Annotated in this window: 13 protein-coding genes; 3 read left to right on the forward strand and 10 right to left on the reverse strand. The window is 69.0% G+C overall.

Features of this window, described 5'->3' with window-relative positions:
• Positions 1 to 60: 60 nt before the first annotated feature.
• Complete coding sequence (gene metH, locus ACOQPQ_RS06135; RefSeq protein WP_420638560.1) at positions 61 to 3564, forward strand: methionine synthase; 3504 nt, start codon at positions 61 to 63, stop codon at positions 3562 to 3564.
• A gap of 31 nt (positions 3565 to 3595) precedes the next feature.
• Here the strand turns inward: metH and ACOQPQ_RS06140 are convergent, their stop codons facing one another.
• The 6 genes from ACOQPQ_RS06140 to ACOQPQ_RS06165 form a co-directional block, all read right to left on the reverse strand.
• Positions 3596 to 4705: a M24 family metallopeptidase gene (locus tag ACOQPQ_RS06140; RefSeq protein ID WP_420638561.1), complete on the reverse strand. Its 1110-nt coding sequence runs from the start codon at positions 4703 to 4705 to the stop codon at positions 3596 to 3598.
• An 80-nt stretch (positions 4706 to 4785) separates the two neighbouring features.
• Complete coding sequence (locus ACOQPQ_RS06145; RefSeq protein ID WP_420638562.1) at positions 4786 to 5643, reverse strand: hypothetical protein; 858 nt, start codon at positions 5641 to 5643, stop codon at positions 4786 to 4788.
• Between the two features lie 6 nt (positions 5644 to 5649).
• Positions 5650 to 7266: a lipoyl synthase gene (gene lipA / locus ACOQPQ_RS06150; RefSeq protein WP_420638563.1), complete on the reverse strand. Its 1617-nt coding sequence runs from the start codon at positions 7264 to 7266 to the stop codon at positions 5650 to 5652.
• A gap of 26 nt (positions 7267 to 7292) precedes the next feature.
• Positions 7293 to 8603, reverse strand: coding sequence for a dihydrolipoamide acetyltransferase family protein (locus ACOQPQ_RS06155; protein ID WP_420638564.1), 1311 nt, complete (start codon positions 8601 to 8603; stop codon positions 7293 to 7295).
• A gap of 80 nt (positions 8604 to 8683) precedes the next feature.
• Positions 8684 to 10090, reverse strand: a complete 1407-nt coding sequence (gene lpdA, locus ACOQPQ_RS06160) for a dihydrolipoyl dehydrogenase (RefSeq protein ID WP_420638565.1) — start codon at positions 10088 to 10090, stop codon at positions 8684 to 8686.
• A 223-nt stretch (positions 10091 to 10313) separates the two neighbouring features.
• Complete coding sequence (locus ACOQPQ_RS06165) at positions 10314 to 10619, reverse strand: lipopolysaccharide assembly protein LapA domain-containing protein (RefSeq protein WP_420638566.1); 306 nt, start codon at positions 10617 to 10619, stop codon at positions 10314 to 10316.
• A gap of 75 nt (positions 10620 to 10694) precedes the next feature.
• Between ACOQPQ_RS06165 and ACOQPQ_RS06170 the strand changes: the two genes are divergently transcribed.
• Complete coding sequence (locus ACOQPQ_RS06170; protein ID WP_420638567.1) at positions 10695 to 11591, forward strand: TIGR01777 family oxidoreductase; 897 nt, start codon at positions 10695 to 10697, stop codon at positions 11589 to 11591.
• A 12-nt stretch (positions 11592 to 11603) separates the two neighbouring features.
• Here the strand turns inward: ACOQPQ_RS06170 and ACOQPQ_RS06175 are convergent, their stop codons facing one another.
• Positions 11604 to 12140 carry a ribonuclease H family protein gene (locus ACOQPQ_RS06175; protein ID WP_420638568.1) on the reverse strand — a complete coding sequence of 179 codons (537 nt, stop codon included), beginning with the start codon at positions 12138 to 12140 and terminating at the stop codon, positions 11604 to 11606.
• 45 nt (positions 12141 to 12185) lie between these two features.
• On the opposite strand from ACOQPQ_RS06175, the gene aceE reads away from it, so the two are divergent.
• Positions 12186 to 14879, forward strand: a complete 2694-nt coding sequence (gene aceE / locus ACOQPQ_RS06180) for a pyruvate dehydrogenase (acetyl-transferring), homodimeric type (RefSeq protein WP_420638569.1) — start codon at positions 12186 to 12188, stop codon at positions 14877 to 14879.
• A 58-nt stretch (positions 14880 to 14937) separates the two neighbouring features.
• On the opposite strand, the gene ACOQPQ_RS06185 is transcribed toward aceE, so the two are convergent.
• The 3 genes from ACOQPQ_RS06185 to ACOQPQ_RS06195 all read right to left on the reverse strand — a co-directional run bounded on the left by ACOQPQ_RS06185 (position 14938) and on the right by ACOQPQ_RS06195 (position 20885).
• On the reverse strand, positions 14938 to 16137 hold the full coding sequence (locus ACOQPQ_RS06185; RefSeq protein WP_420638570.1) for an amidohydrolase family protein: 1200 nt from the start codon (positions 16135 to 16137) through the stop codon (positions 14938 to 14940).
• Positions 16138 to 16205: 68 nt separating this feature from the next.
• Positions 16206 to 17477 carry an ATP-binding protein gene (locus ACOQPQ_RS06190; RefSeq protein WP_420638571.1) on the reverse strand — a complete coding sequence of 424 codons (1272 nt, stop codon included), beginning with the start codon at positions 17475 to 17477 and terminating at the stop codon, positions 16206 to 16208.
• 198 nt (positions 17478 to 17675) lie between these two features.
• On the reverse strand, positions 17676 to 20885 hold the full coding sequence (locus ACOQPQ_RS06195; protein WP_420638572.1) for an AAA domain-containing protein: 3210 nt from the start codon (positions 20883 to 20885) through the stop codon (positions 17676 to 17678).
• Between the last annotated feature and the right edge of the window lie 88 nt (positions 20886 to 20973).

Raw genomic sequence — 20973 nt, forward strand, 5'->3', positions numbered from 1 at the left:
CAATCCGGCGATCTTATCGAGCACCGAAAACCCTCCCGGAGCCCGGTATCCTCGCTGCCCATGGGTTCCTATGCGCAGGCGGCTCGCGAGCGCGTGCTGATCTACGACGGCGCATTCGGAACCTACGTGCAGGAACAGGACCTGACCGCCGACGACTTCGGCGGCCCCGACCTGGAGGGCTGCAACGAGCTGTTGTGCCTGACCCGCCCCGACCTCATCGCCGGGATGCACGACCAGTACCTGCGGCTGGGGGTGGACGCGGTGGAAACCGCCACCTTCGGGGCGTTCGCCGTGCCCCTGGCCGAATACGGCATCGCCGATCAGGCCTACGAGATCAACGTGGCCGCCGCCCGCATCGCCAAGGAGGTGGCCCACGACCACGCCACCGCCGACCGACCCCGGTGGGTGGCCGGCTCGGTGGGACCGGGCACCAAACTGGCCTCGCTCGGCCAGATCCGCTACGCCGAGCTGCGCGACGCCTTCGAGGTGCAGGCCCGGGGCCTGCTCGACGGCGGCGTCGACCTTTTCGTCATCGAAACCCAGTACGACCTGCTGGGGGCCAAGGCGGCCGTCAACGGCTGCCGACGGGCCATGGCCGCCGCCGGGCGGGAAGTGCCCCTGCAGGTGCAAGTCACCATCGAGATGACCGGACGGATGCTGCCCGGCACCGAGATCGGCGCGGCGGTGGCCGCGCTGGCCCCGCTCGGACCGGCGGTGTTCGGGCTGAACTGCGCCACCGGTCCCGCCGAGATGGGCGAGCACCTGCGGGTGCTGTCCGAGCAGTGTCCGGTGCCGGTGGCCTGCATCCCCAACGCGGGCCTCCCCCAGGTGGTGGACGGCCGCATGCACTACGACGTGGGCCCCGACGAGTTCGCCGACCACCTGGCCCAGTACGTCACCGAGCTGGGGGTGAGCGTCATCGGCGGCTGCTGCGGCACCACCCCCGAGCATCTGCGGGCGGTGATCGACCGCTGCGCCTCCCTCACCCCCGGCCCCCGCGCCGGCGAGCTGCCCCCGTCGGCCACCTCCATCTACACGGCCGTTCCCTTCGCCCAGGACACCTCGTTTCTGATCGTGGGCGAGCGCACCAACGCCAACGGCTCCCGCAAGTTCCGCGACGCCATGTTGGACGCCGACTGGGACGGCTGCCTGCAGATCGCCCGGGACCAAGTGGCCGAGGGCGCCCACCTGCTGGACCTGTGCGTGGACTACGTGGGGCGCGACGGCACCACCGACATGGACGAGCTGGCCCGGCGACTGGCCACCGGGGTGGCCGCCCCGCTGGTACTGGACTCCACCGAGCCCGACGTGATGCAGGCCGGCCTGGAGTGGATCGGGGGCCGAGCGGTGCTCAACTCGGCCAACCTGGAGGATGGCGACGGGGAGGGCTCCCGTCTGGACCGTGTGTTCTCGTTGGCCCGGGAGTTCGGGGCCGCGGTGGTGTGCCTGCTCATCGACGAGGAGGGCCAGGCCCGTGACCTGGAGTGGAAGATGCGGGTGGCCCACCGCCTCCACGACCTGGCCGTCGGCCGCTACGGCCTGGCCCCCGGCGACTTGATCTTCGACGCGTTGACCTTCCCGCTGTCCACCGGTGACGACGACCTGCGCCGAGACGGCGTGGCCACCATCGAGGCCATCCGACGCATCAAGGCCGAGCTGCCCGGCACCTACACCACGCTCGGGGTGTCCAACGTGTCGTTCGGGCTCCGCCCCGCCGCCCGCCATGTGCTCAACTCCATGTTCCTGCACGAGTGTCTGGACGCCGGGCTGGACTCGGCCATCGTCCACGCCGGGCGGATCATCCCGCTGAACCGGATCGACCCCCAGCACCGGGACGTCTGCCTCGATCTGATCCACGACCGCCGGGGCACCGCCGGGGCCGCGTCCGAGGGCCGTACCGACTACGACCCGTTGACCGAGCTGCTGGCCGCTTTCGAGAACGTGACCACCGCCGCCACCGTGGCCGAGGACCGCTCGGGCTGGCCGGTGGAGCGGCGGCTGGAACGACGGATCATCGACGGCGACCGGGACGGGCTGGAGGCCGACCTGGACGAGGCCCTGACCACCACCGCCGCGCTGGACATCGTCAACGGCACCCTGTTGGCGGGCATGAAGACGGTGGGCGACCTGTTCGCCACCGGGGAGATGCAGTTGCCGTTCGTGCTCCAGTCGGCCGAGACCATGAAGGCGGCGGTGTCGTATCTGGAGCCCCACATGGAGCGGTCCGACGACACCGGCGCCAAGGGCAGGATCGTGCTGGCCACCGTGAAGGGCGACGTCCACGACATCGGCAAGAACCTGGTGGACATCATCTTGACCAACAACGGCTACGAGGTCCACAACCTGGGCATCAAGGTGTCGATCGGCGAGATGATCGAGCAGGCCCAGTCGGTGGACGCCCACGCCATCGGCATGAGCGGGCTGCTGGTCAAGAGCACGCTCATCATGCGGGACAATCTGGAGGAGCTGAACCGCCGTGAGCTCCACCACCTGCCGGTGCTCTTGGGAGGGGCGGCGCTGACCCGCACCTACGTGGAACGCGACATGCGGGAGACGTACCGCGGCCGGGTCTTCTACGGCAAGGACGCCTTCGAGGGGCTGGCGGTGATGGACCGCCTGGGCGAGCTGCGCCGCACCGGCACCGACGACCCCGAGTTCGGTCGACGACCGGGCGGGCGCGACCTCCCCCGTCGCCCCCGCCGCCCCACCTCGGGGGACGCGGGCGACGACATCCCCGAGCGGGCGCCGTCGGTGGCCACCGACACCCCGGTGTTCGAGCCCCCGTTCGTGGGCTCGCGGGTGGTCAGGGGCATCCCGGTGGCCGACATCGCCGAGTACGTGAACGAGACCGCCCTGTTCCGCAACCAGTGGCAGTTCCGACCGGTCGACGGCGAGGACGACGCCGCCTTCAAGGAGCGCATCCGCCCCACCCTGCGGGAACAGTTGGCCTCGGCCACCGCCCAGGGACTGCTGGTGCCCCAGGTGGTGTACGGCTACTTCCCGGTCAACGGGAGCGGCAACGACCTGGTGGTGTGGGACGGCCCCGACCGCACCGCCGAGCGGGCCCGCTTCCGCTATCCCCGCCAACCCCGGGACCCGTACCTGTGCATCGCCGATTTCTTCCGCCCGGCCGACGGCGACGAGGTGGACTACGCCGCCTTTCACATCGTGACCATGGGGGCGGAGGTGTCCAAGGCCACGGCCAAGCTGTTCGCCGACAACCGCTACCAGGACTACCTGCTCCTGCACGGTCTAGGAGTGGAGATGGCCGAGGCCCTGGCCGAACTCTGGCACCACCGCATCCGCACCGAGTGGGGATTCGCCGACGAGGACGGCCCCTCCCTGGCCGGGCTGTTCCGCCAGCAGTACCGCGGCGGCCGCTACTCCTGGGGCTACCCGGCCTGCCCCGACCTGGAGGACAACCTGACCGTGGCCCGCCTCTTGGACGCCCACCGGTTGGGCATCGAGGTCGGGGAGGAAACCAGCTTCCAGTACCAGCCCGAGCAGACCACCTCGGCCCTTATCTGCCACCACCCCCAGGCCAAGTATTTCGTGGCCCGCTGAGCAGACTCCGGGCCCTGGCCGGGCCGGGCCGTCAGGCGTCGATCACGGCCAGGTGGTGGTCGGCGGTGGTGAGGTTGTCGGGGCCGTCGGTGGCGGCCACCACGATGTCCTCCAAGCGCAGCCCCCACCGACCGGCCAGGTAGATGCCGGGCTCGATGGAGAAGGCGTGACCGGGCTCCAGCAACTGGTGGTTGCCCTCCACGATGTAGGGGTCCTCGTGGGCTTCGGTGCCGATGCCGTGGCCGGTGCGGTGGATGAAGTTGTCGCCGAATCCGGCCTCGGCGATCATGGCCCGGCCCAGCCGGTCCACCTCCTGGCAGGGCCGACCCACCACGGCGGCGTCCACCTGGGCCGCCTGGGCCTCGAACAACACGTCGTAGGCGTCGGTCAACTCGGCGGGCGGCTCGCCCAGATGCACGCAGCGGGTGATGTCGGAGCAGTAGCCCACGCCGTCGGCGTCCATCATGGTTCCCCCGAAATCGGTCAGCACCACCTCGCCGGGCCGGATCACCCGCTCGCCCGGCTCGTGATGGGGGCTGGCCGCGTTGGGGCCCGCGGCCACGATGGCGAAGTTCACCCGCTGGTGGCCCTCGGCCAGCAGCCGCCGTCCGATCTCGGCCGACACCTGGGCCTCGGTTCGGCCGACCAGCGGGATGTCGCCCCGCTGGAATTCGGCGGCCACCCGGTCGGCGGCGGCCGCCGCCAACCGCAGGGACTCCACCTCGGCGGGATCCTTGCGTTGGCGGATCGGGCCGGTCACCTCCGAGGCCCGGCGAAACTCCGCGCCGGGCATCACCCGCAGCAGATCGACCAGAAACCCGGCCCACATGTGGTCGCCCACCCCCACCACGTCGGCCGGGCCGATCAGCGACCGGGCCAGGCCGATGGGGTTCTCGGTGTCATCCCAAACGGTCATGGAGAAGACGTCGGGCCGCTCCACCACCCGAGGGGCCTCCAGCCGGGGCACGATCAGGTGGGCGTCGCCGTCGCGGGGGACCACCAGCATGGTGAGGCGCTCCAGCGGCGTGGCCTCGTACCCGCAGAAGTAAGGCAGATCGGCACCCACCGACAGCACCACCACGTCCACGCCCTGGTCGGCCATCAGCCCCCGAGCCCGACGCAACCGCTCAGCAAACGCCATGGGTCATGCTACCCCGCCCTCATGCGCCGAATTGCTGCCCTGCCGCGTCGGACCATCGCCAACGGCCTACCCACCGCCGATCACGCCGTGTCCAGCAGCACTCGGGCCACCAGATCCATGCCGAAGGCGGTGAGAATGCCCAGATACAACAACCCGGTGGCGGCCATGATCGCCGAGTAGAAGCGCTCCCGCAGGGCCGCTCGGGCCAAGATCACCAAGCCCACGGTGCTGACCACGCACGCCACCCAGAACCAACCCAACAACCCGTTGTAGCCGTCGTCGATGGTGCCGGTCAGCACCGAGGCCATGCCGGTGGGCCACAGCATCACCACCACCTCCGGCAGCCACAGCGCGCCGGTCCACCGCACCAACTCCAACAGCGGGCCCCGGGCCAGGCCGGGCTGCACCAGATACCAGTGCCCCAGCAGCATGGCGTCGGTGACCGCCCCCAGGAAGAACGCCCCCACCACGGTGCGGGCCACGGCCAACGCGACCGGATCGCCCGCCACCCACCCGCCGGCCACCACCCCCACCAAGCCCACCACCGGGGCCACCAGATCCAGTACGGGGGGGAACTCGGGACGGTCCCGGTCGAAGCGGACGTCGGCCCGGTCGATACCGGTGCGGGCGGCCAGTTCGGCGCTGCGCCGCTCCTGTCGGGCCCGTTGGCCCGCCACCCCCGCCCGCCGACGGACAATGGACACCACCAGCGCCACCCCGGCCGCCCCGGCGGTGGCCACCGCGCTCGCATCCCGCACCGGCACCGGATCGGTGGCGAATCCCACCGCGGCCCCTCCGGCGGCCAGCACGCCGAACACCGACCGCATCAACCAGCCGTAGCCGAGCCCGGCCTCCCGCCGCCGGGTGGTCACCCACGTGAAGGCCAACCCCCCCACCGCGAGCTGCAGCAGCACCGTGGCCGGATGCAGATCGATCATCAATCTCTACGAAAGGGCAACGGCTTGTTCGTGGGCGTGCTGGGCGTGGTGGCTGGCCCGGGTCAAGGGGCCGGCCTCCACGTGGCGGATGCCCAGCGACGTTCCCACCGCCCGATACTCGTCGAAGGTGCCCGGCGGCACCCAGCGGGCCACCGGCAAGTGCTTGACGGTGGGCCGCAGATACTGGCCGACGGCCACGATGTCGGTGCCCACCGCCGCCAGATCGGCCAGGGTCTGGGCCACCTCTTCGTCGGTTTCGCCCAGGCCGACGATGACGGACGACTTGGTGGTCAGCCCGGCGGCCTTGGCCCGGGCCAGCACCCCCAGGCTGCGGGCGTACCCGGCCGAGGGCCTCACCGTGCGCTGGAGTCGGGCCACCGTCTCGATGTTGTGGTTCAGCACCTCGGGACGGGCCTCGAAGATGGTTCCCAGGGCGTCGGGATCGCCCTTGCAGTCGGGGATGAGCACTTCCACCCGTACGTGGGGTGTGCGGCGGCGGATGGCGGCCACCGTGGCTGCGAAGCCGGCTGCGCCCCCGTCGGGCAGGTCGTCACGGGCCACCGCGGTGACCACCGCGTAGTCGAGGCCCATGTCGGCCACCGCGTCGGCCACCCGTTCGGGCTCGCCGGGATCGGCGGCCAGGGGCCGGCGGGTGTCCACCAGGCAGAACCCGCAGGCCCGGGTGCAGCGGTCGCCGTTGATCATGAACGTGGCCGTGCCCTCGTTCCAGCACTCGTAGATGTTGGGGCAGCCGGCCTCCTCGCACACCGTCACCAGGTCCCGCCCGTGCAGCGTCGAGCGCAGGCGGGTGAACTCCGGGCCGGTGCGAAGGGCCACCCGCATCCACTCCGGCTTGCGCTCGGTGATCCCCACCGGCGCGGCGTCGGCGCCGAATGTGCCGGCCCCGCCGGGAGCGGCGCATGTACCGGCCGTGTCCCCGACGGCGGGGTGGCCCCGCCCCCAGGCCACGTCGGCCCGGTCCGCTCCCCCACCGCCCCAGCGGTCAGCGGCCCGGGCGGCCACCGCGTCCACTGCGTCGCGCAGGGTGGCCCGTCGCCCCTCGGCGGCCAGCGAGGTCACCGCTTTGTCGACAATGCCGCAGGGCACGATGCGGCCGAACCAGTCCAGGTCGCAGTCCACGTTCAGGGCGAAGCCGTGCATGGAGCGGGTGCGGTTGAGGCGCACCCCGATGGCGGCGATCTTGCGGGGGTTGTCGCTGTCGGGGTCCACCCACACGCCGGGGTAGTCGCCCAGACGGCCGCAGTTGCCGAGCCCGAGATCGCCCAGGGCGTCGATCACCAACTGCTCCACCGAGCGCACGTAGGCCACCGTGTCGGCCATACCCCCGCCCCGTTTGCCCGCCACCGTCAGCACCGGGTAGCCCACCAACTGGCCGGGTCCGTGGTAGGTGACGTCGCCGCCCCGATCCACCCGGACCACTTCGGCGCCGACCTCCTTCGGGTCGACCAGGATGTTGGCTTCGTCACCCCGCAACCCCAGGGTGAACACGTGGGGATGCTCCAGGAGCAACAGGTACTGGTCGCGGCCGGCGAACATGGCCTGCTGGCAGGCCAGGGCATCCCCGTAGGACACCCGCCCCAGCCATCGAATCCGCAGGCTCACTGCGGTCTCACTGCGACTTCACCCGCCTACGGGATCTCCGCGTGCCAGTCGCGGGTTTCGATGATGGTGCGCACCTGATCGAGGAACGCGGCCACGTAGGCCCCGTCGAACGCCCGATGGTCCCAGGCCAACGCCAGCACCCCCACCGAGTGGATGGCGATGGCCTCGCTGCCGTCGGGGGCGGTCACCACCACCGGACGTCGGCGAATGCCGTCGGTCGACAAGATGGCCACTTGGGGCTGGTTGATGATGGGGAACTGCATCATGGTGCCCCACTGGCCGGGGTTGGTGATGGTGAACGTGCCCCCCGAGATCTCGTCGGCGTTGAGCTTCTTGGCCCGGGCCCGCCGGGACAGGTCGGCCACCTCTTCGGCGATGGGCACCAGCCGCTTGCGGTCGGCGTCCACCACCACCGGGGCCAACAGCCCCTCGAAGTCCAGATCGACGGCGACGGCCAGGTTCACGTAGTTGTGGACCACCAGCTCGCCGTCGCCCACCGACGCATTGATGTGGGGGTAGGAGTGGAGCGCGTCGCACACCGCCCGGGCGATGAACGGCAGGTAGGTGAGGCTGAAGCCGTGGGCCGCCTTGAACGACTCCCGGTGGGCCCGGCGCACCCGCTCGACGCCCTCGAAGTCCACCTCCACCGCGGTCAGCACGTGGGGCGACACCGACTTGGACCGCACCATGTGCTCGCCGGTGATGCGGCGGATGTTGCTGAGGGGCACGATCGTGTCCCGACCCTGCGTGCGGGCCGGGGCCGCGGGCGCGCCCGAGGGGGCCGGTGATGCCGGCGGGGGGGACTGGCCGGGGGCGGACCGGTGTCGGGCGATGTGGTCCTCCACGTCGCCTCGGGTGATGCGTCCGCCCTTGCCGGTGCCGGTGATGTGCGACGGGTCGAGCCCGTGCTCGGCGATCAACCGGCGCACCACCGGCGACAGCACCACGCCCTCGCTCTGGGCCGTCGGCGGGCTCGGTGCCGGTTCCGACGGTACCGAAGCGGGCTCGGTTGCGGCTGGTGGCTCCGGGGCCGGAGCCTCGGCAGCCGGGGCCGGTACCTCGGCAGCCGGGGCAGCCTCGGGTGCCGACACGGGGGCCGCTCCGTCGGCGCTTACGATGGCGATCACCGCCCCCACCTCTACGGTGACGCCCTCGGCGGCCACGATCTCCACCAGCACCCCGGACAACGGCGACGGCACCTCGGAATCCACCTTGTCGGTGGACACCTCGAAGAGCAGTTCGTCCTCGGCGACCTCGTCACCCACCTGCTTGAACCACTGGGTGATGGTTCCTTCCACCACCGTTTCGCCCAACTGGGGCATCCTGACCTCAGACATCAGATCTCCTTCCGGTCAGTGCCGGGAATCCCACGGCGTAGCCGAACAGACCGTGCACCATGACCTCCGCCATCGTCCGGTCAGTGCAGGGCCCGGCCGGTCAGCGAGAGCACCGATTCGCCGAACAACTCGCTCATAGTGGGATGGGGCTGCACGAACTCGGCCACCTCGGCCGCGGTGGCCTCCCAGTTCACCGTCAGGTAGCCCTGGCCGAGCTGCTCGGTCACCCACGGACCGACCATGTGGACGCCGAGGATGCGCCCGCCGGTCCCGTCGTCGTTGCGGGCGGCGATCACCTTCACCAAGCCGTCGGTTTCCCCCACGATCATGGCCCGCCCGTTTCCCGAGAAGCGGTGTACCGAGGTGACCACGTCGATCCCGGCCTCGGTGGCCGAGGCCTCGGTGTGGCCCACGAAGGCCACCTCGGGATGGCAGTAGATGGCCCAGGGCACGTTGGGGTAGTCCACCGGCGTGGGCGACTCCCCCAGCAGGTGCTTGACCACCACCATGGCCTCGGCGAAGGCCACGTGGGCCAACTGCGGGGTGCGGATCACGTCGCCCACGGCGTAGACGCCGGGTACCGACGCCCGGCAGAACTCGTCCACCTCCACGTAGCCGCCGTCGTCGGTGGCCACCCCGGCAGCCTCCAAACCCAGACCGTCGGTGAACGGCCGACGGCCCACACACACGGCCACCGCGTCCACCACCAAGGGATCTTGGCCGTCGATGTCCACCGCCACCCCGGAGTCGGTCCGAGAGCAGCCGCTCACCCCGACCCCGGTGCGGATGTCGATCTTGCGCTTCTTGAACGCCCGGGTCAGAAGCTTGGCCACGTCGCCGTCGGCGCCCATGAGGATGCGGGGCAGGGCCTCCAGCACCGTCACCTGCGACCCCATGTCGGCCAGCAGCGAGGCGAACTCCAAGCCGATGGCCCCGCCGCCGATCACCGCCGTCGCCTCGGGCACGTCGGTGATGGACAACAGCTCGTCGCTGGTCATCACCCGTTCGCCGTCCACCTCGAAGCCGGCCAGCGTGCGGGGTACCGATCCGGTGGCCAGGATCACGTGGTCGGCGGTGAGCGTGGTGTCGCCGGAGGCACCCCCCGACACCGACACGGACTTTTGGGACGGGTCGGCGCCCAGGGTGCCCAGGCCGTCGACCACCGTGACCTTGCGCCCCTCCAGCAGCGAGCCCACCCCGCGGTGGAGCTGATCCACGATCTTCTGTTTGCGGGCCTGCACCGCTCCCATGTCCAGCACGGGCGAGTCGGCCTTCACCCCGAAACGGTCGGCGTGGGCCACCGTGCGGTACACCGCGGCGGTCTCCAGCAACTCCTTGGCCGGGATGCAGCCCACGTGCAGGCAGGTGCCCCCCACCTTGTGCTTCTCCACCAAGGCCACATCCAGGCCCGCGGCGGCACCGTACAGGGCGGCGGCGTACCCACCGGGGCCGCCGCCCACCACCACCACATCGTGGCTGCTGCTCATGGGGCACAGTCTACCGACCACCCTGACAGTGGCCGATCTCGGCGCGACACGCTCGGCACAGGATCAGGGCGCGCGCCCAAGCCGGCGGGCACCACCAACGCAGTCACCCCGACGTCGCTCAGCGCAGGATCAGCACCGCCTGCACGGCGAAGGCCACCAGAATGGCCACCCCGCACAACAACGCCGCCACGATCAACCGCCGGGTGCTCACAAAGACGATGACCTAGCGGCTCCGGGAGCGACGGTAGCGGCCGGTGTACCAGGCCACGATCTCGGTACACATCACGCTCAGCGCCACGGTGATCAACAGCAGCAGGAACAGGGGCAAATCCCAGTCCCACCCCAGGAAATTGACCCGGGTCTCGCCGGTGTTCTGGGCGATGAACACGATCAGCGCCACCGCGGCCAGCGCGCCCAACACCATGCGGGCGTTGATTTGGCGCACCAGGTCGCCGAACGACCGGTCTTTCGACTCGGCCACCGCCGGTTCACCGTGATCGAAGGGGACGTTGTCTTCAGGCTCTGACATGCGGACAACCTACCCGAGACCGCCACGGCCCGGTAGGCCTGACCGCGGCGGCGGTCTTCCTCCTACACTTGGGCCATGAACGTGGTCGTTACCGGAGCATCAGGGCTGATCGGAACCGCGCTGGTGGACCACCTGCGGTCGGGGGGCCACCGGGTGGTACGGCTGGTGCGCGACCCCCAGCAGCGGGGGGAGGACGCCAAGTACTGGAACCCGGCCACCGGCGACATCGACGAAGACGCCTTCGACGGCATCGACGCGGTGGTCAACCTGGCCGGCGCCGGCATCGGCGACCGCCGCTGGAGCACCCGCCGCAAACGGGAACTGCGCCAGAGCCGGGTGGACGCCACCGAATTGCTGGTGGAAGCCATGGGGGCGGCCACCACCCCACCCGCCGTGCTGGTGGCGGGCTCCGCCGTCGGCTACTACGGCGACCGGGGCGACGAGGAACTCGACGAGCAGTCCACGCCGGGCACCGGATACCTGGCCACCCTGACCATCGACTGGGAGGCCGCCACCCACCGGGCCCAGGAGTCGGGCATCCGGGTGGCGTTGGCCCGCACCGGGCTGGTGGTGGCCGACAACGCCCCGTTCCTGACCCGCATGTTGCCCCTGTTCAAGCTGGGCCTGGGGGGCCGGTTGGGACGAGGCGGCCAGTGGTGGCCCTGGATCGCCCTGGACGACGAGGTGCGGGCCTTGGCCTTCCTGTTGGAATCGGAGGTGTCGGGCCCGGTCAATCTGTGCGCCCCCAACCCGGTGACCAACCGGGACTTCACCCGGGAACTGGCCACCGTGCTGCGTCGGCCGGCGGCGTTGGCCGTTCCCCGAATCGGGCCCCGGCTGCTGCTCGGCCGGGAACTGGCCGACGAACTCCTGTTCTCCAGCACCCGAGCCCACCCGGGGGTGCTCGCCGAGGCGGGCTTCGAGTTCCGCCACCCCGACCTCCCCCCGGTGCTCACCCAGGCCGTGGCCTGAGGCCGAATACGGCTACTCCACCGAGAACAGCCGCCGGTCGCGCCCCACCGGTTCGGCCTCGGCCCCTTCGGTATCGAACCCCCCGAGATCAACCCCGTCGGCGGCGGCCACGGCCAACCGGTCGGCCTCATCGTTCCAGCGATCGCCGGCGTGGCCCTTCACCCACCGGAAGGCCACCGACCGGGGCAAGGCCAACTCCAGCAACGGCTCCCACAGGTCCCGGTTGGCCACCGGCTTCTTCTGGCTGTTGCGCCACCCCCGCCGCAGCCAGCCCTCCCACCACCGGTCCCGAAAGCAGTTCACCACGTAGGTGGAGTCGCTCACGATCTCCAGCGGCCCCTCCAACGACCGCACCGCCTCCAACACCGCGGTGAGCTCCATCCGCTGATTGGTGGTCTGCGGGGCCGCCCCCGAGTCCCGGGGCCCGTCGGGCACCACCCAAGCCCATCCCCCCGGTCCGGGGTTCCCCCGGCAGGCGCCGTCGGTGTACACCACGGTGGGGGCCTCGGCCCCGGCCCCGCCGGGCGTCACGGATTGTCCATCGGCCACCGCTTCATGCTGGCACGGGGACCCCAAAGTTGAAAGCATGGTGACGTGGCCGTGACCTTCTCGAACCAACTGCCCGACACCGACCCCGCCGAAACCCAGGAGTGGCTCGACAGCCTCGACGCCGTGGTCAGTGCCTCCGGGGGGCAGCGGGGCCGCTATCTGTTGCGCCAGCTCCTGGACCGGGCCGACGAGTTGGGCCTGGGCATCTCCGGCACGGTGCAGACGCCGTACGTGAACACCATTTCCACCACCGACCAGCCCTTCTTCCCCGGCGACGAGTACATCGAGCGCCGCATCCGGGCATTCATCCGGTGGAACGCGGCGGTCATGGTGGTCAAGGCCAACAAGCGGGCCGACGGCATCGGGGGCCACCTGTCCACCTTCGCCTCGTCGGCCGCCCTCTACGAAGTGGGCTTCAACCACTTCTTCCGGGGAAAGGAAGACGGGCTGCCCGGCGACGCCATCTACATCCAGGGCCACGCCGCCCCCGGCATCTACGCCCGGGCCTACCTGGAGGGCCGACTCACCGAGGACCAGCTCGACAACTTCCGCATGGAGATCGGCGGCCAGGGGCTGTCCAGCTACCCCCACCCCCGGCTCATGCCCGACTTCTGGGAGTATCCCACGGTGTCGATGGGGCTCGGCCCGATCAACTCCATCTACCACGCCCGGTTCTACCGCTACCTGCACGACCGCCGCATCGAGGACACCAGCGAGTCGCAGGTGTGGTGCTTCGTGGGCGACGGCGAGTGCGACGAGCCGGAGACCCTGGGGTCGATCTCGCTGGCCGGTCGGGCCAAGCTGGGCAACCTCATCTGGGTGGTGAACTGCAACCTGCAGCGCCTGGACGGCCCGGTGCGGGGCAACAACAAGATCATCCAGGAGCTGGAGGGCAACTTCCGGGGCTCGGGTTGGAACGTGATCAAGGTGATCTGGGGTTCCCGCTGGGACGAGCTGCTGGCCGCCGACCTGGACGGGGTGCTGCTGGAGAAGATGATGTCCACGGTGGACGGCGAGTACCAGCGCTACGCCACCGAGTCGGGGGCCTACATCCGGGAGAACTTCTTCGGGCCCGACCCCCGGCTGCGCAAGATGGTGGCCCACCTGAGCGACCGGGAGCTGGAGGACCTGCCCCGAGGCGGCCACGACTACCTGAAGCTCTACGCCGCCTACAAGGCCGCGGTGGAGGCCACCGACCGGCCCACCGTCATCCTGGCCAAGACCATCAAGGGGTGGACGCTGGGCCAGGGGCTCGAGGCCCGCAACGCCACCCACCAGGTGAAGAAGATGACCACTGCCCAGCTCATGGAGCTGCGCTCCCGGCTCCACCTGGAAGACGAGATCCCCGCCGAGGCCCTGCAGGACGACGCCAACCCCCCCTACTACAAGCCCCCGCCCGACTCCCCCGAGCACACCTACCTGATGGCCCGCCGGCGGGAGCTGGACGGCCCCCTGCCCACCCGGGTGGTGAACATCCGCCGACCCCTCAAGCTGCCCGACGACAAGCTGTTCGCCGACTACGACGAGGGGTCCGGAGAGCGGGAGGTGTCCACCACCATGGTGTTCACCCAGATGCTGCGCAACATGATGCGCGACGAGGAGTTCGGGGCCCGGGTGGTGCCCATCGTCCCCGACGAGGCCCGCACGTTCGGCATGGACTCCCTGTTCCGGGAGTTTAAGATCTACGCCTCCGAGGGGCAGCTCTACGAGCCGGTGGACCACGACCTGTTGCTGTCCTACGCCGAGGGTCAGGACGGGCAGCTCCTGGAGGAGGGCATCACCGAGGCGGGCTCTTTGGCCTCATGGACCGCGGCGGCCACCAGCTACGCCACCATGGGCGTTCCCATGGTGCCGTTCTACTCGTTCTATTCCATGTTCGGCTTCCAGCGGGTGGGGGATCTGATCTGGTCGGCGGCCGACTCCCGGGCCCGGGGCTTCCTGATGGGGGCCACCGCCGGGCGCACCACCTTGTTGGGCGAGGGGCTGCAGCACCAGGACGGGCACAGCCACCTGCTGGCCTCCACCGTGCCCGCCTGCTGTGCCTACGATCCGGCGTTCGCCTACGAGCTGGGCGCCATCGTGCGGTCGGGGCTGCACCGGATGTACGGCAACGGGGGCGAGGACGTCTTCTTCTACATCACCATCTACAACGAGAACTACCGCCAGCCCCGCCGGGCCGACTTCATCAGCGACGAGCACATCCTGTCCGGCCTGTACCGCTGGAACGACGCCCCGGACGGCACCGAGCAGCAGGCCACGGTGGTGTTCTCCGGCCCCTCCCATTCCGCCGCCCGGGACGCCCAGGCCGAGTTGGCCGAGCGCTACGGGATCGGGGTCGACCTCTACAGCGCGCCGTCGTTCAAGGCGGCCCGGGAGGAGGCCCTGGCGGTGGAGCGCTGGAATCGGCTGCATCCCGGCGAGGAGCCTCGGGTGCCGTTGGTGACCCAGCGGCTCGGCGCCGGCCGGGGGCCCGTGGTGGCCGTCACCGACTACCTGACGCAGGTGCCCGACCAGATCGCCCGCTGGGTGCCCCGCCGGTTCATCCCGTTGGGGACCGACGGGTTCGGCCGCTCCGACACCCGGGAGTCGCTGCGCCGATTCTTCGAGACCGACGCCCCCAGCGTGATCGCCACCGTGTTGAGCGCGCTGGCCGCCGACGGGGCGGTGGACGCTTCGGTGGCGGAAGACGCGGTGGCCCGCTACCACCTCACCCAACCCCACTTCGACCCCACCGGCTAGCGGGACTCGGCCTGGGCCGACCGGGACCGGCCCGGCCCCGGCCCAAGCTCAGCGGGGATCAGGCCGGTTGCAGTTGGTTCAGCTCGGTGACGTTGTCGAGGAGGATCTTCCTCTTGGTGGGGTCGTCGAAGCCCTTGTCCTTGAGTTCCACCAGGTAGTCGAGCGGCTGGGGCATGCCCTCGATGTGGGGCCAGTCGCTGCCGAAGATCACCCGGTCGGGGCCCATGTAGTGCACCACCTCGGCCACGTCGTCCTCCCAGAACGGGTTGATCCACACGTGTTGGCGGAACAGCTCGCAGGGATCCTCGCCGAACCAGCCCACGTTCTTGTGGATGGCCTGCTCCAGCTTGCGGAACATGTCACCCAAAAACTGCGAGCCGTTCTCCACCGAGGCCACCCGCAGGTTGGGGAACTTCTCGAACAGCTTCTGCAGGGCCAGGGTGATGAGGTAGTCGTAGGCGGCCCGCTCGATGTTGAAGGCCTTGATGCTGGGCTTGTACCGGCCTCCTCGGGCCACGTTGGTGGAGGCGAAACCGTCCACGTCGTAGCCGTGGGTGGAGTAGCCGCTGTCGCCCGCGTGGACCACCGCGCAGATGCCCGCTTCGTTCACCCGGGCCCAGAACGGGTCGAAGTGCTCGTCGGCGGGCGACATCGGGCCGTCGGCCGTCCACACCGCGGCGGGACGCATCACGATGGTGCGGGCCCCCCGGTCCAGGCACCACTCCAGCTCGCGACAGGCCCAGTCCACGTCGCCCAACGCGATGTAGGGGGCGGCGAAAATGGTGTCGCGGTAGGCGAAGCCCCACTGCTCGTCCAACCAGCGGTTGAACCCTCCGAACAGGGCGCACACCGCTTCGATGTCGGTCTTGATCAGCTCCTCGTACAGCACGCCGAGGGTGGGGAACAGCCACACCGACTGGAGCCCCTGCTCGGCCACTTTGTCCACCCGGGCGTCCCGGTCGTCCACGTAGTAGCGGGGCAGGCGTTCCCGCTGGCGCAGCATCTCGGCCGGGTTGCCACCGTCGGGGTTGCCCCGGAAGTAGTTGTGCAGGGCGCCGGGCATGGCGATGGGATCCCAGGTGGGGTTCACCACCGCGTGGCTGATCTTGCCGCCGACCAGGTGATACTTGCGACCGTTCACCTCGGCCCACTGCACGCAGCGAGGCTGCATGGCCGGGTCCACGTGGCGGGTGAAGGCGTCGTGGGCCTCGTAGTAGTGGTTGTCGCAATCGAAGGGGATGTAACCGAGTTCGTCCACGCCCTCAGGCTAACCCCCACGTGCGACCCATTGCCCCTCCAGCCTGCCGCCCACCCGACCCGAGCCCCTCACGCCGTGAGCAACCCCGCCGGCACAACAGCAATCCCGTCGGAGCGGCGGTAGGCGTCCTTGCCGGTGGTGATCACCGCGGCGTCGAGCAGATTGTCGCCGATGGTGCCCGCCAACCAATGCAGATGCCGCACGTCACCGTCGGTCACGGTGGCGGTGAGCTTGATCTCGAGTGCGACGATCCGCCCGTCGTCGCGTTCCACGATGAGGTCCACCTCGCGCTCGCTCCCTCGGGTTCGGAGGTGGCGGACTCTCGCCTCGTTGGCCTGGGCGTAGACCCGCACGGATTGGGTGACCAGCGACTCGAACAATGCTCCGAGCAGGGTGCCGTCCCTGATGGAGGGAGGGCCTGCCGGAGCGCCGTCGATGAGGGCCTCGGCGTCGACCCCCAACAGGCGTGCGGCCAACGCCGGATCGGTGAGCTGGTGGACGGGCGAGGTGGCCAGACGCCGCAGGCGATTCAACGACGGGATCCAGGCGGGCACTTCTTCGAGTATCCACAGTTGCTCCAGCGTGGCCCGGTAGGGAATGGTGCTGGCCTTGGAGGGTTTGTCGCCCTCGCCTGACGTGGCGGCGTCACGGATCTTCTCGAACGACGTGTTGTCGGAGGAGGCAGCGGCGTAAGCGGCCAGCCACCGCCGCAACGCACCGGTGTTGCGGACCTTGTGGCCGGCCTCGATGAACTCTCGTTCCACGATCCGGTCGATGTAGCCGTCGAGTTGGGCCCGCAAGTGGCGTCCGGAGAGTTGCCGAATGGCGGGAAATCCCGATCTGGTGATCTCGTCGGCGTACGTCTCCAAGGCCAGGGTGGTGCTGCCCTCCACCGGGGCCTTGGTCCCGCTGAGCAGGTCACGCAGGCGAACCGTCGGCGTCTCGATGCCCCGCTCGGCCAATGACATCGGACGCATACGGACGGTCACGATGCGACCGGCACCGGAGTGGGCGGGCGCATCGGCGGGGACGGCCGAGCCGGTGAGAATGAACCGCGCCGGGCTGGGGTCGTGGTCCACCGAGCGGCGCACGAGATCCCAGGAGGTGGGCAGGCGTTGCCACTCGTCGATGACCACCGGGGGTTCGCCGCTGGTCAGTCGCTCGGGGGCGGCCCTGATCAACTCCAGTTGGGCGGGGTCATCGAGCCGATGCATGGTGGCGGCCCGCCGCTGTGCGGTCTCGGTCTTCCCCACCGCCTTGGGACCCTCCAGAGCGACCGCCGACAGCCCGCCCAGGAGTTCGTCCAGCTCCTGATCAACGATCCTCGGCTGATACACCACCCCCGAACCTTACCAAATGGACGCCCTCTACCAGACGATTTGGACGCTCTCTACCTGACTATTTGGACGCGCTTTACCTGACGATTTGGACGCGCGCCGCCTCTCCGGCCCATTTCCCCACCGAACACTGCCTGGCAACGGCAAGACCGAGTAGGGACCGCTCGATTCGTCGCAGTCGCCGTCAAATGCGCTGGCCCCCTACTGGCCCAGCGCCGCGAGCACGTCGTTGACGCAGCTTTCGAGGTCTCCGCTGATGCGCCGACCGCTGAAGCGGATGATCTGCCAGCCCTCGGCTTGGATCGCGCGGTCGCGGACCTCGTCAAGATCCCGGTTGGTGTGGAAGGGGGCACCATCGCACTCGACGTCGAGCCGAGACTCCCCGTGGACAACAGCCAAATCAAGACGGTGCCCGGCCACGACGACCCCCGTCTGGGCATGGACGCCACGGTCGAGCAGGGCCTCGTGAAGTGTCTGTTCCAGAGGGCTGTCAAATGACCCTGCTTCGAGTCGACTGACATAACGGGCCAGGTCGGCCAGGACACTTGCGTGAGTCAGGCATTCGTTCCGATTCCCGACGATCACCAACCGCCGCCGCGCCCTGGTGAGGGCGACGTTCACGAGGTTGGGGTTGGCCACAAACCTGATCTGGCGATCGGGCAGAGAGGGACCAAGCACCGGTGAGAAGTAGATGATGTCGCGCTCATCGCCTTGGAAGCGATGGGCGGTGGCAACCGTCACTTCCCGTGCGACCTCCATGCCCACCAAGCGGTGAAGCTGGTCCCCGATGAGCTCGCTTTGGGCCCTGTAGGGCGTGATGACGCCCACGGTCAGGCCCAGCCCGGCAAACTCGGGCAACTGTTGAGCGAGCATCTGGGCAACGGCACGTGCCTCTGGGAGGTTCACAAAGCTGCGTCCTTGGGGGCCTCGGCTGCTGTCCCCCACCACATCCGTCCATTCGATGGCCGGCAAATCCCCAGGTGGGTGGGAATCGGAGCACAATTCGAGCCTGCCGTCATAGAACCGCTCGTTCGAGAATCCGATGATCGCGGGGTGCGAGCGAAAGTGGAGGTCGAGGAAGAGCGGCTCCTCATCCACTCGCGAGGAAGCCAGACCGAAGCAGCTCCTGTCCCGGTAGCTGAAGTCGTCCAATCGGTCCTCGCTCAAGCCCCAGCGGCGGGCGATGGTCTCTTCACGAGCGTTGCTCAGCGACGAAATGTGCGTGAGCTGCCGGCGGTCGCCAATGATCAGCGCCCGTTTCGCCCGGACGAGCAACGGGATGGCCGACGCAATGTCGCACTGAGAGGCCTCGTCAATGACCACGAGGTCGAAGAGCCCCTGCTCGAGGGGCAAGTTCGTTCGTGCCGATAGGTTGGTGACACCCCAGACCGGGATGGCGGCCAAGGCGGGAACGACCTGCCTGCGGGCCCCTCGAGCACTCCGACCTGCGTTCGCGGCCCCTTCCAGGAGTTCGGCCAACTTGCCTGCCGCGGTTCGAGCCGCTGGGTCACCCCGCCTTACCTGCTCCCATTTGGCATCGAGTAGCTGCCTCCCCGCCTCGATGCGCTCGTCCCTCATACTGTGCAGCCGGTCATCCAATTCCTGCTTGGAGGGAAGGGACTCCAACTCTGCGGCTATGTCCGCGATGTTCGCCCTCGTGCGCTTCACCCGACGGATCTTCTCCACGTCCTCCTCAATGGACCTGAAGGCCTGACGAGGTGCCAGTGAGCGCCTGGGCCTGTCCGCGACGGAGGCGAGTACTTGTTCCATCTCCCCCTGATCGAGCGCGAGGACCTCACCCAGGGCGCTCAACGCCCGCCTGGCCCACTCAAGGCGCTGTTGGTGCTTCTCCCATCGACCAAAGATGCCCAGCCCCCTTCCAAAGGCGTCCAGGGCCACACGGGCTTGCTCGACGGAGGCGTCCAGGTACCGCTCATCCGCGTCCACCTCGGCGCGCTCGGGAAGTGTTTCCAAGAGCCCTCGCAAATCCACCTTGAGTTGATCCACCTCACCCTCCAGGCGGGCTCGGCGATGCATGCACCCATGCGCGCTCTCGACTGCGGCCGCTACCGCTGCCCACTTGCGGCGAGCCTCGGCCAGGTCAACCGCTCGGGGTGGGGTGGCCAAGATGCTGCGGATGCCCGCCGCGACTTCGCTTCTTCGGCTTGCCGGCCCGGCCCGCACCATGCAGGCGTCGGAGGTCGCCAGGGCTAGACGCTCGAAGACAACGTCGACGGCCTGGTTGTTCTTGGACGCAAACAACACGGTTTCGTTGCGGGCGACCGCGGCGGCCACCACATTGACCAGGACCTGCGACTTACCGGTCCCTGGAGGGCCGGTGACCACAGTGAGCACCTGTTCCATGGCAGAGGTCACTGCCCGGTCTTGGACCAGCGAAGACGGAACCACTGTGGTATGCGGGGCCGGCAGTGACGCCACCGGGGCAGCCACTTGTCCCAACATCACCGCCGCCGGGCCGCTCGACAAGAGGTCGGGGCGATTCAGCAGTTCTTCCAGATCCTCCAGAAGCATCCGGTTGAAGGCGGTTGAACCGGAAACTCCAACGATCAACAGGCCTGCGTTGTGGACTCCGACGGTGTTGTCATGGGCCCAAAGCGTCTTCGGGTCGCATGAGCTGAAATCAGCGACACCCGCCTCCTGCAAGATGGAAAGAATCGCGGCAGCGCAGTCTCCCGACGTTCGGGCCTCTTCCACCGCTGCACTTTCTTGGACAAGCCTCACCATCGTTTCTCGCTCGTGGCGGTCAACATCCAGCAGGTCAAGGGCGAAGGGATTCAGCGATACCATCTCGCGGGGTTCAATGCTCCACAAGCCGTTGGACTCTGTGAGGTCGATCTCTGCGATCAGCAACGGCGACGCAACAAGGCCCGTCCTACGAGATTCCTGATCGGTTCCGACGATCATCGGCCATCCCGCGATCACTGCCTCACCCAGCGCCATCTCGCGTTGTCGACACCAGCGAGCCACCGCCTCTCCCGAGGACAGTTGACGCAACCCATGCACCGGGCTTGGTCCTTTGGTGAGTTCAATGTGACCTGAGTCATTCAGATGAATTCTCACCGAGCCTGCCGCTTCGGCTTCGAGGCAGCTCAGGTAGAACCCCATGACCTGCTCTATTGGGTCTTCGGGAGGGCCGGTTCGTAGGACAAGACAATCCCGAGCATGTACCTCAAGAGCACCTCGAAATTCTTGGACCCGACCTGATATCTGAACCCGAGCATCAATGGCGGGTGCGCGTCCGGCATCCCACCAGACCACGACCACCTGAGTCCCGTCCTCGGCCTCCACATCTGCCTTGACGAAACCATCGCGATCACGTGTAGGAGGTCGGTCCCTTCGTGCCCTGACCACTCCCACAAAGGTGATCTCGTTGCCCAGCCCCAGATCCACGGCCATACCCCCTGACTGACACCAACTCCAGAAGTGTCGAAGTCTTCAGGGAATCAGCAGAGCGTGCAACCTGATGCTGCTACCCACC

The sequence above is a fragment of the Candidatus Poriferisocius sp. genome, from assembly GCF_965219775.1.
GTDB lineage: Bacteria > Actinomycetota > Acidimicrobiia > Acidimicrobiales > Bin134 > Poriferisocius.

Coding starts and splice junctions, on each gene's coding strand:
- lpdA (WP_420638565.1), bottom strand. CDS start 10,090: ATGAGCAGCAGCCACGATGTGGTGGTGGTGGGCGGCGGCCCCGGTGGG.
- ACOQPQ_RS06155 (WP_420638564.1), bottom strand. CDS start 8,603: ATGTCTGAGGTCAGGATGCCCCAGTTGGGCGAAACGGTGGTGGAAGGA.
- metH (WP_420638560.1), top strand. CDS start 61: ATGGGTTCCTATGCGCAGGCGGCTCGCGAGCGCGTGCTGATCTACGAC.
- ACOQPQ_RS06165 (WP_420638566.1), bottom strand. CDS start 10,619: ATGTCAGAGCCTGAAGACAACGTCCCCTTCGATCACGGTGAACCGGCG.
- ACOQPQ_RS06140 (WP_420638561.1), bottom strand. CDS start 4,705: ATGGCGTTTGCTGAGCGGTTGCGTCGGGCTCGGGGGCTGATGGCCGAC.
- ACOQPQ_RS06145 (WP_420638562.1), bottom strand. CDS start 5,643: ATGATCGATCTGCATCCGGCCACGGTGCTGCTGCAGCTCGCGGTGGGG.
- ACOQPQ_RS06170 (WP_420638567.1), top strand. CDS start 10,695: ATGAACGTGGTCGTTACCGGAGCATCAGGGCTGATCGGAACCGCGCTG.